Annotated in this window: 14 protein-coding genes; 3 read left to right on the top strand and 11 right to left on the bottom strand. The window is 67.5% G+C overall.

Annotated elements, in window-relative coordinates:
* Positions 1–169 precede the first annotated feature (169 nt).
* Complete coding sequence (locus OG921_RS24160) at positions 170–490, top strand: hypothetical protein (RefSeq protein ID WP_266115118.1); 321 nt, start codon at positions 170–172, stop codon at positions 488–490.
* 368 nt (positions 491–858) lie between these two features.
* Here the strand turns inward: OG921_RS24160 and OG921_RS24155 are convergent, their stop codons facing one another.
* The 11 genes from OG921_RS24155 to OG921_RS24105 all read right to left on the bottom strand — a co-directional run bounded on the left by OG921_RS24155 (position 859) and on the right by OG921_RS24105 (position 16,504).
* A complete protein-coding gene (locus tag OG921_RS24155) occupies positions 859–1,059 on the bottom strand; it encodes a hypothetical protein (protein ID WP_266115117.1) in 201 nt (66 codons plus the stop codon).
* Between the two features lie 1,094 nt (positions 1,060–2,153).
* The gene (locus OG921_RS24150; RefSeq protein ID WP_266115116.1) at positions 2,154–4,139 is read right to left on the bottom strand and encodes a hypothetical protein; all 1,986 of its coding nucleotides are present in this window, start codon (positions 4,137–4,139) and stop codon (positions 2,154–2,156) included.
* A gap of 12 nt (positions 4,140–4,151) precedes the next feature.
* Complete coding sequence (locus tag OG921_RS24145; RefSeq protein ID WP_266115115.1) at positions 4,152–5,264, bottom strand: C40 family peptidase; 1,113 nt, start codon at positions 5,262–5,264, stop codon at positions 4,152–4,154.
* Positions 5,257–5,640 (bottom strand): hypothetical protein, encoded by a 384-nt coding sequence (locus OG921_RS24140; protein WP_266115114.1) that lies wholly within the window; start codon positions 5,638–5,640, stop codon positions 5,257–5,259. Before OG921_RS24140 ends, OG921_RS24145 begins: the two co-directional genes overlap by 8 nt.
* Before the next feature lie 78 nt (positions 5,641–5,718).
* Positions 5,719–8,157 carry an FtsK/SpoIIIE domain-containing protein gene (locus OG921_RS24135; protein ID WP_266115113.1) on the bottom strand — a complete coding sequence of 813 codons (2,439 nt, stop codon included), beginning with the start codon at positions 8,155–8,157 and terminating at the stop codon, positions 5,719–5,721.
* Complete coding sequence (locus OG921_RS24130) at positions 8,157–9,629, bottom strand: DUF4226 domain-containing protein (protein ID WP_266115112.1); 1,473 nt, start codon at positions 9,627–9,629, stop codon at positions 8,157–8,159. Before OG921_RS24130 ends, OG921_RS24135 begins: the two co-directional genes overlap by 1 nt.
* Positions 9,630–9,832: 203 nt before the next feature.
* Complete coding sequence (locus OG921_RS24125) at positions 9,833–12,001, bottom strand: hypothetical protein (RefSeq protein ID WP_266115111.1); 2,169 nt, start codon at positions 11,999–12,001, stop codon at positions 9,833–9,835.
* Positions 11,998–14,943, bottom strand: coding sequence for an ATP-binding protein (locus tag OG921_RS24120; RefSeq protein ID WP_266115110.1), 2,946 nt, complete (start codon positions 14,941–14,943; stop codon positions 11,998–12,000). Before OG921_RS24120 ends, OG921_RS24125 begins: the two co-directional genes overlap by 4 nt.
* On the bottom strand, positions 14,940–15,266 hold the full coding sequence (locus OG921_RS24115) for a hypothetical protein (protein ID WP_266115109.1): 327 nt from the start codon (positions 15,264–15,266) through the stop codon (positions 14,940–14,942). Before OG921_RS24115 ends, OG921_RS24120 begins: the two co-directional genes overlap by 4 nt.
* Before the next feature lie 22 nt (positions 15,267–15,288).
* Positions 15,289–16,275 carry a conjugal transfer protein gene (locus OG921_RS24110; protein ID WP_266115108.1) on the bottom strand — a complete coding sequence of 329 codons (987 nt, stop codon included), beginning with the start codon at positions 16,273–16,275 and terminating at the stop codon, positions 15,289–15,291.
* 1 nt (position 16,276) lies between these two features.
* On the bottom strand, positions 16,277–16,504 hold the full coding sequence (locus OG921_RS24105) for a hypothetical protein (RefSeq protein WP_266115107.1): 228 nt from the start codon (positions 16,502–16,504) through the stop codon (positions 16,277–16,279).
* Positions 16,505–17,558: 1,054 nt separating this feature from the next.
* Here OG921_RS24105 and OG921_RS24100 point away from each other — a divergent pair.
* Together OG921_RS24100 and OG921_RS24095 are read left to right on the top strand one after the other, a co-directional pair.
* Complete coding sequence (locus tag OG921_RS24100; RefSeq protein WP_266115106.1) at positions 17,559–18,329, top strand: hypothetical protein; 771 nt, start codon at positions 17,559–17,561, stop codon at positions 18,327–18,329.
* 117 nt (positions 18,330–18,446) lie between these two features.
* Entirely contained in the window at positions 18,447–19,553 is a 1,107-nt protein-coding gene (locus tag OG921_RS24095; protein WP_266115105.1) for a hypothetical protein, read from the top strand.
* Positions 19,554–19,640 lie beyond the last annotated feature (87 nt).

Here is a 19,640-nt window from a genome sequence, read left to right as displayed (position 1 = left end):
CTCGCTGGGGGACGTGTCGTATGTGCAGGTGGAGACCACTTCATCCGCCAGTAATCGAATGTATGTTCGAGCGCGGTGTATGGTGAATTCGGCCCGTCACCGGTGGAGCGCCGGACGCTAGGCGCTCGGGAAGCACCGCTGAGGTGGCGGGCCGCAAACACTTTGGAGGATGGTGTTCCAGTCCTGGCCGATCAGCTTCGAGCCGGCCGTCCGCCGCGAGGTCTCGCCGCCGGTCGCGGTCATTGTCGACCTGTCGATCGGGATCGCGCGCGGCCAGGTGTCGTTCGCGAACGAGGTGCCTCTGCGTGTGCGGGCAGAAGGGCTGCAACTCGATATCAAGACTCCAGGTCGGCTGTGTGCGTGGGCCAGGACGAGCCGCGGCGATTGGTTGGGTAGGTGCCAGGTACGGGTTCCGGCGGGTCATGGTGGGTATCTCGAGCTGGATCAGTGGTTCCCTGCCGCCGCAATCACTCCCACCGCAGAAATGTGACGAGCCCGGTCATTTACTGGAGTCGGTCGGTGGCAGCGGGATTCGGCTTTCCAGGGGATCCAGCCGAATCGTCAGCGGCCTTCGGTTGGTGATTGTTGCCCTGATTGTGAACCCGACCGCGGCCGCGATGTAGGTGAACCGCCACGTGATCGCCGGGTCCGGCTGCAGTCCACGAACGGGACTCGTCTTTCCCGACCGCTTGGGAAGTGATGTTGGTCTGGGGTGCGGAGTGGCCGCTTCCGGGGGTGTGCTCGAGAGTGCGGCGACCGCACTTCCCGCGATCGCCCAACGCGGCGCCGACTTTGCGTGCCGGAAGGATGCTTTCGCGGATCATCTGCAGTACGCGCTGGCGGGTGCGGCCGAGGCGCTCACTGGTCGGGGTGACGGTGAGTGTCGATCGGCCATCGCCGCAGTAGTTGCGCAACCGGCCCGATGAGTGCGTGCACGGCGTCGCCCACGGCCTTCAGCCCGTCGGTCGTGCCGGTGCGCAGCACGACCACGGCGCACAGAATGAGGTAGCCGATGAAGCAGGCGGCCAGGATCAAGGTGACTTCGACAACGGTGCTCATCGGATCGCGTCCTTCCGCCGTGAACTGGGTGTCGCCGGATCCGCGACTGGGCGGGCGATTGGCAACGGGCGGTGATCGTTCGGGAGCTGTTTATCGCTGCCTATCAGTGTGCCCACCGCGTTCACCGCCGTCGTCGCTGGATCGGTGGGATCACGTGGATTCGGGGCCGGGGAGACGGTGTCGCTGAAACGGAAGGACGAGGCCGACAACGGGGCAGTCGGGTGAGTGTTTGGTCCATCGCGGGGATGTTCATGACGATTACAGAAACGGCCCGAGTCAAGACAGCGTCGAGATCGATCATCGACATGAGAACGCCTTTCGAGATGCGTGAGCGGCGGTTCCGCCCTGCGGGCACCTTAGAAAGGATGTTCTCCAACGAAGAGTGATGTCCGGGGTGGTGCGGGTGGTGCGGGTGGCGGCCGCCCATTTGCGGGCGTTTCGCCAGGTCGTCGCGGGTGATGGTGCCGGTGGTGATGTCATGCGCGGAAAGGTAGCGCCTGACCTTGACTGTTCATCAGGTTTGACGCGCTATGCGGCCGCCGATCGGTCAAGGGGCCAGTTGGATCGAGAGGGCGCGCCCGCCGTCGCTGTCCAGGTCTAGCCAGGCTGGCTCGCCGCCGACGATGAGGACGTCGGCGATGGTCGACGAAGTCGGGAACGTGGGGTCCAGGGACGTGAGTGAGTGCGACGATCGTTACCAGGCTTGGGGCGATCGTGCATGCGCGGCGTGGGCGCGGGGGAGCTGCGGAGGCGCTTAGCCGCCAGCGAATCGAGCGCATACAACGCATCGGCCGGTTTGCGGCCGTCGATGCGAACCCGACAATCGACATCGGTGATCGGGGTGGCATCGGACCGAGGTCGACCGTCCACGACTCCCAGATCAGCAGGGTCGACCGATCCAGCTCTGGACCCCGCCCGCTGTCGATGCGTTCCTGCCATACCTGTTCATCGATCTCGACGACCGGATGGACGCGAAATCGATGACGTCGGGCCCGAGGCAGCATGACACCGCGCCATCCGGCGGCTCGGACGCCGCAGGCGACCGTTATGGGCACACATAGGTTCGCGGGGTTGGGGCGCCTTCATTGCGTGGTTCAGCTTCGGGTATCTGCCGGTGTTGGCGGTGTCGGGTCGGTCAGGGGTTGGGTGGGGCGGAAGAATCCCTTGAAATCGGTTCCATCGCTCATCATTTCGGCGATGGGCCGGAGTTTGCCGTGATCGATTGCTTGCCCAGGTCCGGCGATGACGGCGGTGTGGTCGCCCCAGACTGCGACGTCGCCGGGCGCCATGTCGGCGGGATCGATCGGGGAGCCGGGGTCGTGGCCAGCTGGGATGGTGACACGGGTTCCGGCGTAGGCGGACTGGGCGGCGTCGCCGGCGTTGGAGGAGTTGGCGAGTGCGTTGCGGACCGCTTGGGCTGCTTCGGGGTTGGGGGCGGTCTGTTGTGAGCCGTCGGGCAGGGTGACTTTGGGATCTCCCGGTGCCGGTCCGGGTGCGGGTAGCGCGGTGGGGGTCGGGCTTGTGGTGGCTGCCGGATCGGTGCCTGGAGCGGGCGGGGCCGGTGCTGCCGGTGCGACGGGGGTGCTCGAAGTGACGGGCACCGTTGGTGTTGTGGCGACGGCCGTCGGTGCTTGGGCCGGTGAGGGAGTGTCGGTGGTGGGTTCGGGAGCGAGGGTGGCCGGCGGAGTGATGTCGTCTGGTGGATCCGCCGTGGCGGCGGGCGCGGGATCGGCGGCGGCCGGCGCGGGTTCTGGCGCTGGTGCCGGTGTCGCGGTGTCCGCGCTCGGTGTCTTCGAGAGTGCCTGAATCAGTCCGGGAAGCGAGGAGAGCGGGCTGCTCATCATGGGATTCATCTGTTGCTGCCCATAGGGATTGAGCATCGGGTTGGTCATCGGGTTCGTCATGGGGTTGGCTGCCATCGCAGCGTACGGGTTGCTCATCGCACCGTAGGGATTGCTCATTGCCGAACTGTCGTAGGGGCTGACTGCCGGGGTGTCGAGTAGCGAGCCGTACGGGTCGTCGGTGTATCCGTCGTCTTCGTCGGTGCCGGTCGCCAGCCCCGAGAGAGTGTCGGGCGTGATCTCGGCCGTGGACGGTGACTTCGGATCGGTCGTAGTCGATCCCGGGTCGGGCTTGGTGGGGTCCTTGACGTCGCTCTTGGTGTGGGGGCCGGTGTCGTTGGGAAGGGCCGGAGGATCGGCTGTCGCGGTGGCCGCGGTCTGCACCGCCTGCTGGGCCTTGTCCAGCGCGGTCTGGATCCGGGTGAGGAGCTGCTTCTGGCCCCCGGGCGTGGTGGTGTCGACGTCGAGAATCGCGGCGTTGAATTCGTCGACGCAGTCGAGGATCGCTTGGCGGGCTTGCGTGGTGTTTGTCGCGGACATGCTGATCAACCGGGCGAGCTGCGCTTCGGCGGAGACGAATTGGTCTCGGACCGTTTGCATTCCGGTCAGCACGTTCGAGTAGGCGCCGATTCCGGGGTCGGACGCTGCGACGCCGGGGGGAACGTTCGCGGCGTCGGTGGTGACGGGAGTGGCGCGGCCCAATGCCGACCACAAGCGGTCGATCGAGGTTTGGACGGCGTTGCGGATGGTGGGATCGGTGCCAGGCGGGAACTGCATCAACGGTTCGGTTGTCGAGCGGACCGTGGCCGGCGATTTGGGCAGTGTCCAGGCGGAGCCGCCGTCTGCGGTGGTGGTGTAGGTGGCCCCGCTGGGCAGTTTCGTCGTCAGCCCGGGCGGGGGCTTGCCGTGGTCGGTGAAGTGCACGATGTCGGCGAGCCCGCCCACGGGCTGGGCTGGAGGTGGTGTCGCCATCCAGCCGAGCGGCCCGGGCGGTTGCTGCCCGACCGTGGACGCTGGTGGCGTTGTCGACGCGGCGGCCGAGGAGGTCGCTGTAGTCGCCCGGTGCGTGGACGCGGAGGCCGGTGCGACGGGAGTGTTCGCGCTCGCCGCCGGTGCGGGCGTGCTCGTCCCGGTGGGCGCCGCGGGCGGGGCGGGGTCACCGGCAGGGGGTGTCGAGGGGGCGATCTGATCCGCGTTGCCGCCGGTGACGATGTCGATCAACTTCGGTGTATCGCTCATGGGACTGCGCTCCTACTCGACTACTCGTTTGATGACGGCGCCGGCGGGGTTGAAAGTGGAGTACTTGACTGGCACCCCGGATTGTTGGGCTTCGATCACTCGGCCGTCACCGGCGTAGATCTGCACGTGCTCCGGGCCGCGGTCGGAGAAATTGCAGAACACGAGGTCGCCCGGTTGGACATCGCGCGGGTCGACGCGGTCGCCGAGGTTGATCTGGTCGTAGGTGGTTCGGGGCATGACGAGGTGGCCGTCGGTGGCTTTGGCGACGCTCATCTGCGCGAGTCCGGAGCAGTCGTAGGAGTCGGGTCCTTCGGCCCCCCAGACGTAGGGGAGGCCCAGCGCGCCGCGGGCGGCGTCGACGACGCGGCGCCCGGCTTGCGCGGCCGAGGGGGAGGGTGTGCGTCGGTCGACGAGGCGGGCCTGGCCGCTCGCGGTGTGTGAACGGCGGCGCGGTGTCGTGCGGGGCGTCGGCGAGGCCATCAGGGCGGTCGCGGGAATCGAGGGCGTGGCCGACATCGCGGGGTTGAACCCGGTCGCGCCGGCGAACGGTGCCTGACCGGGCATCCCAGCGAACGCTGCTTGGCCGGGCACACCACCGAACGGTGCCTGTTGGGTGAACTGTGGCATCGGTGTGGCGGAGCGGACGCGGCGAATGTAGTCCTCTGCGAGTTTGCGGACGAGCGCGGCGCGCGCGGCGGCACGTTCGGTGTCGGATGCGACGATGCCGTGTCCTTGAGAAACCTTGGCGTGCTTGAGTTTCAGTAGCGCCATTGAACCTGTGGGGGTGCCGGCGGCGGGGGCGATGGCTGTCTTTGCTGCTTGGTACTGGTCGCTGGTAGTGCCGATGGCGGCGCGGCCTGCGTCGGTGGCGCGGGCGGATTCGTCGACGATCTTGCCGATGGCGGTGTCGCGGTCGGTCAGCGAGTTGATGGTGCTGATCTGGTCACGGTTGGCGGCGGTGTAGGCGGTGGTGGCGGCGCTCGTGGTTTGTGGGGCGGGGTTGGCAGTGGCGTTGAGGTGCTCGGACACGGTGGCTGCCGCGGCGGAGTTTCCGTCGCGGGCGGGGCGTCCTTGTCCGTAGCAGATGCGCATCCGGTCGAGGAGCGTGTCGACCTCGTCAGCCACCGTATTCCTGGGGTGCGGTGACGAGCGGACTGTCGGTGGGCGGGTGTCCGTTGGTGGGCGCGTTGTCGACGGGCGGAGTCGGCGCGGTTGTCAGGTGCCCGTTGGGGGAGTGACCGTTGGTCGCAGCCCCCTTAAGGCGCTGGTGGCCGCGGGGGCGTTGGAAGCCCATGTCCTTGAGCTCGGCGTTGGTCCAGCCGGCGTCGATGGCCGCGTCGTAGGCGTCACCGATCGCGGCGCGGGTCTTCTCGAGTCCGGCGAGTTGATCCTTCTCCTGATACACGAGCTCGCCGAGGTCACCGATCAGTTCGGCTTTGCGTTCGAGGCGTTCGCGTGCGGCTTTGAGGGCTTTGTCGCGTTCGGATTTCAGGGTCGGCATCGGTGTCGGTTCCTCCGTCGGTGTCGAGGGATTCATTCCCACCATTGGGACATTCTTGATCGTATCCGGATAGGCCGGCTATTCGGTCAGGTCGAGGACCTCCCGCGTCGCGGTCCTTTTCGCGCCGCGGATCTCCTCCGGCTTTTCGGGACGGACGAGGACCGTGGCGCGGTCGTCGATCTCGACGCATTCCTCGGCTCCGCTGACGGGATCGCGGACGACGAGCAGGGCGGTGGATGCGGTGTCATCGACGATCGGCGATTCGCTCAGGATCGCCCACCGGTCGAGGTGGTCGTCGATGAGCACGCAGTCACCTGGTTCCAGGTCTGGGATCGGCGTGGTTTGGGGTTCGAGTTCGAGTCTGTCGAACCATTCTTCGACCGCGGCTTCCGGTGCCGGCTCCTGCTCGCGCTCGTGGGCCGGCGTTGTGGCGGTGGGTGTGGGGGACGTGTCGTTTGTCGGGGTGATCGCGGCGGAAGGGTCGACATCGGCGAGTTCGCTGATGCGGTAGTAATCGGGTGAGACAGGGTCGAGATCGGGCCGGTCCGCGGCGCGCACGATCTCGAGGTGCAGGTAGCCGTTGAACGACTCGGGAGGTTCGGCGGACTTGCGGGAGGGGACGACCAGGAGTCGTTCGTGGCTGGCGGTTTTCGGGCGTAGTGCGTTGATGACGCGTTGCGCGCGAGGGTCGGGGTCGGTGAGGTCGGGGGTGTAGTAGCACTGGACTTCGACGGGATTGCTCTTGTGGTTGCGGGCGGTGCCGCGGCCGCGGACGCCGGGAGGCACGGTGCGGCCGATGTAGCTGGATTCCCACATCATGTCCGCGGCGACGCGGCTGAGTTTGCCCATGGAGATGCGCATGATGAAGTTGTCGCGACCCTCGCCGTCCATGATCGTCGCGTCGGGGCGCTGTAGTCCGACGACCAGGTGCTCTCGGGTTGTGCGGGCCAGGCGGGCGATCGAGTAGAAACGGGTCAGCGTCGGTGGTTCTTTCGGGGCGCCGCGGTCTTTGTGCCTGTTGTAGAACTCGGTGATGCGGTCGACGAATTCGGTGAACTCGTCGATCACGATGAGGAAGGGCAGCATTTTCGCTTTGGCTGTCGGGTCGAGTTTTCCTTTGTCGTTGCGTTGCAGCATGATTTGGTAGATAAGTTCGATCATGGTCATCGCCTCTTCGACCTCGGTGATCACCATCTGGACGTTCGGCCACGTCCGGTAGCTGGTGTATTCGAGGCCTTTGAAATCGATGATGACGATTGGCCATTGGGCGAGGGAGGCCTGGGTGATCAGGGTGTGCGTGGTGGACGTTTTTCCCGAGCCGGTGGTGCCGATGATGAGGGCGTGCGGGAAGCGCTTGGGATCCCAGGTCAGTGGGTTGCCGTCTTCGTCGTCGGCGAACGCGAATTTCGTTGTCTCGTAGTGGTCGATGGCGTCTCGAGCTGTGGCGAGTGGAGTTCTTGGGAGCAGGGGAGTTACCGCGTCGGGGAATTCGGGGCGCAGGGTGAAGGTGACGTGGTCGCTTTCCAGGTCCCAGGCGCCGCGCCAGCGGCCGGGCAGGATTTCGCTGACCTTGCGTTCGAGTAGTTGTGCGCGCGCTGATCCGGCGAGTTTGTGTGAAATCTTGTGGTTGACGGTGAATGTCGTGAAGTCGGGTGTTGCGGGTGGGTCGATGTCGGTGACGGTGGCGCCGGCCTCGAACATGGTCGGGGTGGCGATCAGGGTGCGGAGCCGGTTGATCGAGGGCAGGCCGGTGTCGGTCTGGTCGACGGTGGCGGTGATGCGTCGCTTCTTGCGGTCCGAAGTCAGGGCATATTTCTGGCCGAGGATCGTGTCGATCGCGTCGCCGAGCTCCTTTGGAAGCCGTTCGAGGCGACCCGTGTAGGTGAGGGTCAGGGTGTGCGGGGTGTCGCCGTGCCAGTCGGAGGCGGTGACGATGCGGCCGGTCGGGATCCGGGTGTAGCCAAGGTAGGAATGGATCGCGGCGGTGATCTCGGCGATCAGCTCGGCCCGGTCGAGGTGCGGGCGCAGCGCGCGCACGGCGAGAGTGGTCACGGCGGTGGCGGTGATGGCGGCGGCGGCGAGGACGACGGACTGGGGCAGCGCACCGCCGGACAGCACCGTCAGTCCAAGGGCGATCGAAGTCACGATGCCGGTGGCCAGGGTCGCGGAGCCCGCGACCGTGGGTGCGCGGCGTTCGCGGTCGGTGGCGGCGGGGTCGTGGCGTGCCCGTAGCCACGTCACTGTGCCGGTGATGGTGGCGGCGGCGCAGATCGCGGTGAGGAGCAGCGTCACCGTCGCGACCAGTGCGGCGATGGTGGGTCCGGTGTGCGGGGTTGCGGCGGAAGGGAATTCGAAAACCGGGTCGGTGGTGAACAGGTGGTGTTCGAACGCCCAGCGTGACAGCGGTGTGTGGCCGGCGTGCCATGCGAGGAAACCGCCGAGGGCGGTGAGCCCGAGTGCGAGTAGTTCGGGGGGAAGGGTGTCCGGGCCCGATGGCTTGGTGGCGGTGGTGGCCATCAGTAGCCTTTCGGGGACCGTGTCGGATCGGCCTGCTGAACCTTCGCTGCGAGGTCGGAACCGTCGGGGCTCACGTCGTAGCGGTCCATCACGTAGTTCATCGACGCGGCGATGTCTGCCGTGGGGTCGTTTGGGTCGGTGCTGGTTCCCGGGACGTGGTACGACTTGAACGTCGTAAGCGTGGTTTGCGCGGCCCCCTGCGACGGGTTGTCCGCGGCGGCGTTGGAGTCGGTGAGGTTGATGGCGTTCGGGTTTCCGCCGGACTCACGCTCGACGAGGACCCGGTAGCCGCGTTTCCAGTTCTCGCGGGCGCGGGGATCGGTGATGCCGAGATGGTCGAGCGCCTGCTCGATCGCGGTGTCGGTGTCGGGGTCTGCGCGGGTGTGGCCGCGGTGGGTGGGGGTGACGTGGGAGGAGACCAGCTGCGCGCGGCTCCTTCTGCGGGGCGTGCCCGATAACGAGTTCACGGCGTTGGCGTCGGCCTGGGTCGCGGCGACACCGGAGTTGACGACGGCGGTACCTTGCGTGATGGCCTGGCTGATGATCTGGACGATCGCGGCTTGCCCGGCGATGGTGTTGGCGACCGGGGCGAGCGCGATGAGCGCGGCGTCGGTTTTGTCGATGATCGCGTCGATGCGTGCGCGTCCGTCGCGCGCGTTGCCGGCGGAGCTTTCGAGGATGACGCGCAGCTGCCGGTCGAGGTCGATGATGGCCTGCGCGGTGGCGGTCTGGTCGGTCATGGCGCCGGAGTAGGCGCCGGTCCCTTGCCCGGCCCAGGTGCCGGTGTTCATTCCAGCGTCGAGCGAGCCGTAGAGCTGGTCGGGGGCGATGGTGGAGGGATCGCCGACGTAGGGGGTGCCGCTGCCGAACTGGGCGCGCATCGCGGTGAGCGCGCCCATGACGCTCATGGTGGCGCCGAGCATCGCGGTGGGCAGTGTGAGCAGTGAGGACATGACGGTGGGTGCGAGGGACGCGAGGGTGGACATCTGGTCGGGGCTCAGCTCGGGCAGCTGCGGTGGCGGGGGGAGAGCGGGTAGTGGTGCTACTTGGGCGGTGAGCGATCCGAGTGGGGTGTTGAGCTGGATGGACGGTGGTGGTGGTGCGGTGGTGGTGCCCGGATCGGTGGGCGGGGCAACGGTTGTCGGGTTGGGTATCGGCGCGGGAACAGGTGCCGGGGCGGGTGGTGCGGTGGCCGGTGGTGGCGTGGTGGTGGGAGAGGCCGGCTCCGGGTGGGGAGCGGTCTGGGTGATCGCCGGGGCGCCGGCGTTGTCGGCGGGTGGGGCGCTGTTCACGGGTGGGCGGGGCACGATCGGACTGAAAGGTGTTGGGCCGCGGCCGTTCTTGCGACGCCCGGATGCGGAGTCACCGTCGGCGGACGGGGAGTCGGTGTCGCCATCGGGGGCGACGTAGGCGCCCACGTGCCATCCGGCGCCATGCGCGTCGAACGAGGCGATGTCGTCGGGGCTGGTCATCCGTGGGCGCCTTTCGGGTCGAGGGCCGAAGCGTTGCGGCGGCGGCGGCGGTGGGCGTGCCGATCACCGCAGCCATCTAGGGCACTCACGGCCACCGCGTGCAGTGCGGTGCCGGGCCGGCTCGGTGGTTGCGCGGTGGTCGCCATCGGTGTCTGCCTTTCGAGCGAACTTGGCTGAATCGCATCGTCGCACTGGTCGCGGGCTTAATTGTTGGATGATGCGCTCAAACCTGGTGGCGGGCGGCGTACGGGCCGCGGCTCTGCCGCGGCGAGGGGGCGCCGGGTGAACGGTGTCGGCCCGCGTAGTGCCGGTGAGACGGGTTTGTCGCCGTCGGCGGGTGTGGGGCGTGGTGGGTCGGCACGGTGCTGCGGTGCGGTGTGCACCGGGCCGGGCAGGGTGTGGAACGGCAGCGGCGCGGGGGTCGCAGGGTGCTGTTGGGGGGCGGGGGGCGCGGCGTGTAGTGCGCCGCCGGCGGTTGGTGGCGGCGCGTCGTCGGTGGGCGGGGGTGCCGGCGGGGTGAACGGTCGCGGGGTGTCGGTGTGCGCGTTGGCGTTGGCCGGCACCGCTGGTGCGGGGGTGTGGCTGCTGCTGCTGGCCAACTCACGGGCTGCGGTGGCCTGGCGGGTGAGGTGAGCGGTGTTGTCGGGGTGCGCGGGATGTTTCGGGTCGGTAGGGGTGCTGACGGTGCGTGTGCCGAAGGCGTGCTTGAGGCCGCTGCGGTCGGCGAGTGTGTGCGTGTAGGTGGTGATGGCGGGCAGGGCGCTGGTCTTCTCGCCGGTGTCGTTGGGTTGTGTCGGGGGCGTGGTCGGCGCGTGGTGAGAAGTGGACGCGGGGTGTGCGGCCGGTGTCTTGCCTGCGCGGTTCGGGAGGGCGTGGGGGACAACGCGTATCGCGGCGAGGGCGGCGCGGGCGGGAGGGGACGCGACGACCGCCGCGGTGGTGGCGATGTTTCGCAGGTGGTGGGACGTGTGCCCGGGGCCGATCTTGTGGACCGGTCCCGGGGTGTTGCCGGTGGCTTTGCTCAGGCCCGAGGTGAGTCGGCGGCCGGCGTTTTCCAGAGCGTGGCCGACCATTTTGACCGCGCGTACGCCGAGGACCATCAAGAGCGCGCCGATGAAGATCACGGCGATCCCGTTCTCGCGGGACGCGTCGAATGCCGAGCGTAGCCCGAGTGCGTAGACGCCGAGCAGGACGATGTAGCTGACCATCGAGAGTGCGGCCATCAGGGCGTCGGCGATGCAGCGCAGGTAGAGCACTTGGGGTGCGCCGGGGATCTGGCTGACCGCGAAGGAGGGGTAGGCGAGCAGCGCCATGCCGGCGGCTTGGAGGAATCGTTCGATGATCTTGCCGCCGAATTTCACTCCGAACGCGAGCAACAGGATGGCGAATAAGATGAGCAGGAAGCCGGTGCCGATCTGTCCGCCGTTGGGGTGGTCGGCCATGGATTTCATGCGTGCCGATGTCGGGGACCCGCAGTCGCGCATCGAGTCTTTGACGCGGTCTTCGTCACCGGTTTTCATTGCGTCCGACCAGGGTTTGGCGCACATGGGGGACTGGTAGTCGATGACTTCGCCGAAGTTCCACACCTGCAGGGGATGACGGATGAAGTTGTCGGTCAGGTTGGCCTGCAGGGTCTTGGTCATCGTTTTCGGGTCGGTGTCGTTGTTGGAGGTGACCGCGGCCGAGATGGTGACGCCTACGTCGCGGGCCGCGGCGACAGGTCCGTCCGGTGAGAGGACCTGTTCGAGTGGGTGGGCGAAGATGGTGGTGCCGAGTACGGCGAGCAGCATGATCGACGCGATGTGGATGGCACCGCGGGAGATGTTGCCGCGCAAGAACTGGAAGCCGACGTAGAGACCGCCGATGCTCGCGCAGGCCAGGAGCATGCCCGGCACGATCAGGCTGTGGTTCATCGAGGCGCTGATCTCCTGCAGCGGTTTGGCGAAGAATCCGATCCAGTTGAAGCTCATGGCGTAGGAGATGAACCAGACAGCGGAGACGGTGATCACGAGGTAGAGCCCGAACTGCATCTGCAGGATGGTGCTTTGGCCGCTGTCTCCGAAAGGATTGAATGTCGAGCCGTGGTTGGTGGAGAACATGTAGGACGAGGCGGGGACGCTGTAGGAGTCGGTGACCCCGGTCCAGGAGACGCCGGTCGCGGTGGTGGCCGCGGCGGCCTCGGGGGCGAAGGTCGTGGCGAGGACCAGCAGCAGCTCGGTGATCAGCAGCGGCCACCCGATCCTGCGCCGCCACGGGTTCGCGTTCATCCAGCCCACGAACCGGCCGCCGATCTGGTGGGCCAGGGAGGCCTCGAAGTCCCACTCCCCCTCCGGGAGTAGCGCGAAGCGGCGTCGGAGGCCGTCGAGTCTCATGAGTTTCTCGGGCCGTCCAGGGTGGGTGTGGTGTCGATGGCGTCGATGCGTGCCTGACGGGCGGGGCTGAGGGTTTTGATGCGCCCGATCCGTCCGCGGCCGTCGCGCATGAAGCACTCACCCTCGCGACCGGGGGTGACTTTCCCGTGCTCGTTCATCGGGGACGTGTTGAACCGCAGCTGCTTGAGGATGTGCGGGTTCTCGTCGGGATCGATGCCCAGCCATTTCAGCTCGCCGCGCGCAAGGTTCTCGATGACCTGCCTGAATCCGAACCGGGTGGGGATCAGGTCCTCGTCGACGCCTTCGAAGTGGGTGCAGGGATCCTGGGAGGCCATCAGCAGTGCGGCACTGTTCTTGCGGCCGTCGGTGGAGAAGTCGCGCATCACGCGCCGCCCGATCGGTGAGCCGGTCATCCGGCCGGCCTCGTCGGTGATCAGCCCGCCGAAGCGGCCGTTGCGGCGCAGGAACGCCTTGCGTGCGACGACGGCGGTGAGTTCGTACATCGCCTGCCCGAGCAGTTTCGGTGCGCCCATCCGCTTGTAGAGATGCTCGGTGCGCATTTCCTCGATGGTGGGTAGGTCGATGCCGTAGGTGCGGACCACTGTCGCGGGGGTGGTGAGGGTCAGGACGGGAAGGTCGAGGTCGAACAGGACCGGGGCGCGGTGGGCGATCGCGTTCATGGCGCGAAGCAGCGCCGCGGCGTCGTCGGAATCTCCGCGCTCCCGGTCGGCGAGGTCGGCGAGGTGGCGGTGCAGTGCCGGGAGGCTGGTGAGGGTGGACGCGCGGTTGTGCGGGGACAGCAGGTTGGCCAGCAGGATGCCGCGCGAGGCCATGGGGTCGGTGCCGAGCAGGGGCAGCAGAACGTCGAGGACGATGTCGGTTCCCTCGTGCGGGGTCTCGGCGAAGATGCGCAGCGGGTCGAAAGACACCCGGGGGTCTCTGAGGTCGACGATGGTGGCGTCGGTGATCGCGCCGGCCAGGCGTGCGTATTCACCCATTTCGGTGGTGTCGATGGCGAGGAATTGCCCGCCGAGGTCGACGATGTCGAAGCAGCGGCTCATGAGGAAGTGGGATTTGCCGCCTCCGGTGTCGCCGCCGATGGCGATGGAGCCGGAGAAGTTGTTGAGCACCTTGTCGCGCAGACTCAGTCGCACGGGCTCGAAGTGACCGGAGAGCAGATTGACGCCGATGATGGGGCCGGTGCGGTCTCCGACACGGGACTGAATGAAGGGGACGAGCCCGGCCCACAGGTCCGAGGCGGTGAGGTGGCTGTAGTCCTCCCACGCTCCGGCGGCCGGCATGCCGGGATTGAAGATGCTCCACAAATCGATCTGGGCGCCGACCGGGCGGCGCCATTCGATCTTGGCGGGCTTGTAGGCGAGGGCGAGCTTGTCGACGGCGTTGCCGACCGCGGTGATGCTGGCGGCGCCGAGCGCGACGACGGTGGTGAACACGATCTCGGATTCGCCGTCGCTGTCCTCGAGATGCTGGGTGTATTCGGCGAGTTGCTGTCCGCGTCCGATCAGGGAGTTCTGCGCGAAGGACTGTTCGTGGTCGCGCTGGTCGACCTGCTCGTCGAGTCGGCGCAGGGCCGCGGAGTTCTTGCGGACGGTCTGGTCGGCGTCGCGGCGCTCGACGCGCATCGCCCAGTCGGCGGACACCTCGCGGTCCTTGTCGATGCCGTCGAGCAGAGACAGGATTTCGGATCCGCCGGGGAACACCATGCCCGCGGTGGGGAAGGACCGGATGGTGAGCATGGACTGGTAGGCGGTGCCGATCGCGGAGTCGATTTTGACGACCGGTGTCCGGGAGGGGCGCAGCCGCAGGGAAAGCGCGGCGGCCAGGCGCATGACCAGTGAGTTGTGCGTGGGATGCGGGCGGTCGGACTGGGCGCCTTCGTCGAGGGTTGCCGACATGAATGTTGTGCTGGCAGCGGGCAGGTCCGCGCCCCGGTTCGGTAGCGGCGCGGAATGGATTCCGCGGGTGAGGTTGTGCTCCCACAGCCATGCGAGCAGCGGTGCGGGCGCGGGCTTAGGTTCGAAGCCGTCGTCGATTTTGGACAGCACTGACTCGGCGGCCGCGTTGGCCGCGGCGATCTGCTCGTCGGTGAGGATCTCGTGGCGCGGTGTGCGGGTGCGCAGCCGGCGCCAGAGGTTGCCGGCCTGGCTGGGCACGCTGATGGGGATGCACATCAGGTGGATCCGCTCACCTGGGCGGATCAGGCGGAAGCGTTCGAAGTTGGCGACGCATTCCTCGGCGTATTCGTCGAGGATGTCGATGTCGGCCGATCCGACGGTGTCGCACAGGATCTGGGGCAGGTCCATCGGGGCCTCGATACCCATGAACACGGTGCCGGTGGGGACGGCCTGGATGAGGGTTTTGTGTGCGCCGCGCACAGCTTCCTTCTCCCCGGCCGGGCGTAGGCCGTAGTCGAGCGGGTTGACGAAGTAGATGGCTGTGACCGCGCCGTCGCGGTTGAGTTGCAGATGTCCGCTCGCGTGCCGGGTCGGTTGCAGAACGTGCCCGTTGTGATGTGTCGCGGACCGTTTGTCGTCGTCTTCGGTGATGTCGTCCTCGTCGAGGAAGGCTTCCCCGGTTGGCGATTGGGGTTCCCCGGTTGCCGCTACCGGGCGGGCGGTCAGCACGAGGCCCAGGACGCGCAGGAGGCGGTGTGTGATCGGGACCCCGTCCCAATTGATCTGTCCGGTGATGAGGACGCCGATCACGCCGAGCACCACGCCGACGAGGCTGAGCCCCAGCACCGCCAGCGGGCTCAGCCGCGCGAGGATACCGATCGCGGTGAACGCCACGATGATCGTGACGCCGGTAACGAGCTGGGTGAGTGTGTACGGTCCGAGCGGAATCGGTTTGCCGTTGGTGAATTTGCCTACGACGATCGGGAACTTTCGTGACCCGGTGTAGACCTTGACGATGTCGGTCACGCGCGGCCCCCTACGCCGGGGAGCTGGTGGCGTTCGGGCGCGGTGACGTGCATGCCGTAAGTGCCGCTGTTGATACCGGTGATCTCGTCGCCGGAGTTGCGGGTGACCGACAGCATTGCCGGCAGGTACCACACGACCAATCCGGCCATCAGGATGCCGAGAAGGGCGCCGGCCTGCGCTGCCGGGCTGAACTTGTGCTTGAGCGTGTGAAACAGATAGAAGGCGAGACCGGCGATGCCGATGGCGCCGAATCCGAATATGTGGATCCAGGTGCCGAGATGACTCATGAGGGTATTCAGGTCAGCTGTGCCGTTGGTGTTCATCGACTTGGTCCTGTTCTGCTGATCAGCGGACGGCCGGGGTGGTCGTTCGTGGCGCGGGGGTTGGGGTGCCGGCGGGGGATCGCGCCGATGGCGGAGCCGTGAGTTTCGGGGTGATCAGCGGCTGTTCGTCGAGCGCCTGGACTTGCCACCGGCCGGAGGCTCGGACAGCGGTGATCGGGTACTGCAGTTGCGTGGTCGAGTAGGTGCGGGTGCGGACCTCGGCGGTGACGAACAGGTGCACAACCTCGTTGTCGGATGCGGGCTTGTCGGCCTGCACGCCGGTGAGGGTGACCGCCGTGTAGGGCGGGGGAACGATGGTGGCGATGGTCGAGTTCGCGGCGGTGTATCGGGGGAGGTCTTCCTGCCCGGTGAGGTATGCCGCCAGGAAGCCGTTCGCGAGCGCGTACAGCTCGGTTCCGGGGTCGATACTCGTCGAATAGGCGAGCTGAACGTCGATCCCGATCGGTGGTGAATCGACCCGCTCCGGCAGCGCGAGCGCGCGCGGTGCGCCGTCGTAAACCGACACCGGGATTCGGTAGAACGAGCGCTCGTTGGACGGGTTGGTTGTGCCGTTGATTCGCAGCGAAACGACGGTTGTCCACGTCTGCAAATGCGGCTGGGAAGTGAGCTGCTTGAGGTAGACGACGCGGGTGTCGGACACGGTCGCCGCGACGCTGGGAAGCGTGACCGATCGCTGGGTGATGTAGGCCTGCAACTTCTTGTCGTCACCGGTCTTGGCCGAGAAGAATGTCTCGGCGAAATCGGCGGCGAACGAACCGACGAGCTGCGCCACCGGAACCGAGGAGTTCGCCGCCGTTACCGGTGGCGCGGGATCGGGCCGGACCCAGCCGAGAATGGTGGCAACTCCGCCGATGATCGCGAGTACGGCAACGACACGTTCGGCGATCGCGCGGCGCCGGTTGCGTCGGCGCCGGGCGAGCGCCGCGTCGGCCCCGGAGCCCACGACAACGTCGCCGCTGCGGATGGGGGCTGAGGTATCGACAGGCATCTCAATGTCCGTCCGGGATAGGTCGGTTCGGGTCAAGGCGCGGGTCGGAGACACGGCCGCAGGCGTCGCGGATCGCGGGGGCCTCCCGGACGAGAAGGTCGACGACTTCGGCGGCGAGCTCCTCGTCGAGCGGCGCGTCGAACAGGTCGTTGAGCGACTTCCTCAGGTCGCGCACGAACTTGCGCACCTTGGTCTCGTCGTCGCGGAGTTGGTGAACGGTGGCGGTCATTCGGTCGCGGGTTCCTCTCGATGTGTGGACGACCGGCCGCCGGGGCGGCGTGGTCGCCGGACGCGCTGGGACTGCCGGCGGCGCGTGGTTACACAGAGGGATATAGGGACTCGAATAGGCCGATTCCGTCACCGGGAGCCCAGAAAGTTATGAAAAGACGGTCGCGCTCCCGGAATCGTCCCGGGCAATTCGGCGGTGAGTGGCGGCACGGGACCCGTAGGAAGGAAGGCCCCACCCGATTCGGGTGAGGCCTTGCAAGGCTGCGCGATACAGCGGGTGGTGGTTCGCGGTGGTGGGCGGCAACGTTGCTGGGCGCCGCGGTTTCGCAACCTTCCCCACTGGGGGTCGCTCGGGCTCCGCCGTCCCTGAGCGGGCCGCTGCTGCGCCCGAGCGTACCTCCTGATTATGGGATTTCGGGGGATGCCGGAAGTTCCCGTGTCAGTAGCGGATTCCGCATTTCCTGTCGGTTGTTGCATGCACCGTCACGCCCACCCGCGCCTGCGCCATCGTGCCCGGTAAGTCCCACGGCGCTGCGCAGGCGGTCGCGGTGTGAGTGGTTCGCGCCCCGCCGGGCGGGCGGTGGCACGACCAGGCCCGGATCTCGGCGTGCACGGCGCAACGCGACAGCGAGGCCAGGACCGCACGGACCGGGCCAGGAACAGCGGCGCACCACGTCGATCCCCGCAGCGCGCGGACCGGTACCAGTCCGCCCGCACGCACGGCTCCGCGTAGCGCCATGCGGCCACTCGTGCGAAGCCCGGCGCGATCGGCACCCGGCGGACGCGGCGTCGAACGGGCCGGTGTTCGCCGGGTGCCGGCAACGCCAGCCGGTCCCGGGCCGTCCGGATCAGGGTTCCGCCAACCGAACCCGTCACAGTTGCATCACATTCCAGTTCATGCAGGTAGACCCCGGATTCGGCGCGGTTCGCAACTGCATTCCACCGTCGCGGCGCAACCAGCGCGGCAACAACCGCAACCGTCCGCGCAACCGCGAGCACGCAACCGGGGCGGCTTTTCTCCTCTTATTCACGCATCCGCACCAGGGGAGAACGAGATGACCGCGCCGATCTGGACCACGATCGAGGAGTCACTGCAGAGGGAAACCGGTACCGCACGCGCCCGGGCGCAGCTCGCCGGCCTCGGCGGCGACACAGCCGATATCAGCGACCTTGAATTGGTCGAGGCGTTCAACGTCGGGACCGCAGTCGCAGGGGCTCTGCTGGCATTGCGGCACATGCGCACGCTGCGCACGGTGTCGCGGTCGGTGGACATCGACGACTACGACTGGGTCGACAGGGAGGTCCGCGCCGACGTGCAGGCGCAGACGACGATGGCGGCGTTCTACACCGTCGTTCGTGAGCTGCACGGCGGCGAGGACTACGCGAAGAAGATCTACTGGGAAACACTGGATCGCGTCGGCCGGCGCCGGCGGACCCCGGGGCGCGAAGTACCCGTTGATCTACACGGTGAGCAGCTGCTGCCCGAGGAGTTCCACAGGCACGACGGACCCCGACCGAAAGCCGGCCCCAGGGCAGCCAGTCAGCTCGCGGCCGAAAACGGCGCCGAGCCGTTCGGGCAGGACATCACCGTCGCGGAGATCGAGGAATGGGCGCGGTCTCGGACCGCGCGTGAGCGACGCGATCTGGCGCTGCTGGAAGCGAAGTACGCCGCGGATGAGCCGGTGTCGGTGCGCGAACTCGCCCAGTCGATGGGCTTGCCCGAAGACCGTCTCGAGACTCGGTTGCGGCGCGCCCGGGCGCGGCTGCGCGAAGCGATCGCGCAACCGCACACAGGCATGTTCGGCGACGAGGTCGCAGCGGCCTGAGCGTGCACCGGCGGGGGCCGCAAGATCGATCGGTCGGATTCACGAATAGCGATCCGCACGCTCATACGATCGGGTGCATCGCTTCCACGCGACCCACCAGCACAGGAGACCGAGCCGATGAGCCGCCCCACAAGCAGTCTCACCCGAGACGGGATCGTGGATCTGCTGCTGGCCGCCGACGGGCACCTAGACGAGCCCATCCCTTCGCGCGACGTGGACGTCGATGCGAGCGAGACCTCAGCCCCGGAAGGTCCAGTGTCCGACGCTAGCGACTTCATCAAATCCGTCCTCAGTGGGGCCGCGGCCGGTACCGCAGTGGCCGATCCGGTCACCGTTGCCTCGGCACCCGAGGATGACGATCCGTTCGACCGGTCCCTGCGTGGCCCGGCCCCGGCCGAAACGCCCTCGGCGGCTGCTGGACCGGAGGGACCCGACACCCAGTCCGAACCCGACGAAGACTCCGAGAAGCCCCGGTGGCGCGCGGTCACCGAGCGTGCGTTGTCGCGATGGAAGGGCGCCAAGGGCCGTACGAAACTGGCGTGCGTAGCTGGCGTGGCGGTGGTCATCGTGGTCGGGTTCATGCGGATCGCGGGCGGCGAGGGCGGTGACCAAACCGAGGCTTCACCGTTCGTCGTCGTCCCTGGTTCCGGCACCGAGGCTCCGGCCGCGTCCGCAGGTCCGGGGACCGCTTCGCCGGCGCCGTCTGCCGGTGACCATCCCCTCCGCCCGGTATCGGTTTCGAGCAGGTGCCCCGCCGGCAGCACCGATCCGATGCAGGCATTCGACAGCGACCTCGACACCGCCTGGGAATGTGTGCGTGTCTACGGGATCGACGGCCAGGTCCTCACCGTTCATCTCGATCACCCGTACGTCATCACAAGCATGGGCATCGTGCCCGGCTGGAACAAAACGAACGCCGATGGCAGCGATGAATGGGTGAAGCACCGCACCGTGTCGACGGTGAAATACGGCTTCGACGACACCGCGCACAGCACCTTCACCGAGCAGACCCAGAGCGTGCGCGACGAGGTCGTCACCCCGATCACGACACCGGTCCTGGCGTCGGTCGTTCAGATCACGATCCTTGCCACGGCAGAGCCGACCGGAGCCGGACCTGGCCAGGGGGACACGGGATTCGCCGTGGGCCCGGTACCGGCGAACGAGGGCGGTGCCTCCGATTTCGCGGTGTCCTCGATCACCATCACCGGACACCCGGCGAGCTGAGCGGGTGAGGACATCGCACGGACGCCGGCCCGTCCACCGAGCGCACTGTTCGCGGCACTGCAATCACCGCGAACGCTCCATTCCCAA

The organism is Aldersonia sp. NBC_00410 (assembly GCF_026342035.1).
Lineage (GTDB): Bacteria > Actinomycetota > Actinomycetes > Mycobacteriales > Mycobacteriaceae > Aldersonia.
The sequence above is the reverse complement of the archived record's forward strand: the minus strand, read 5'-3'. Positions and strand labels throughout refer to the sequence as shown.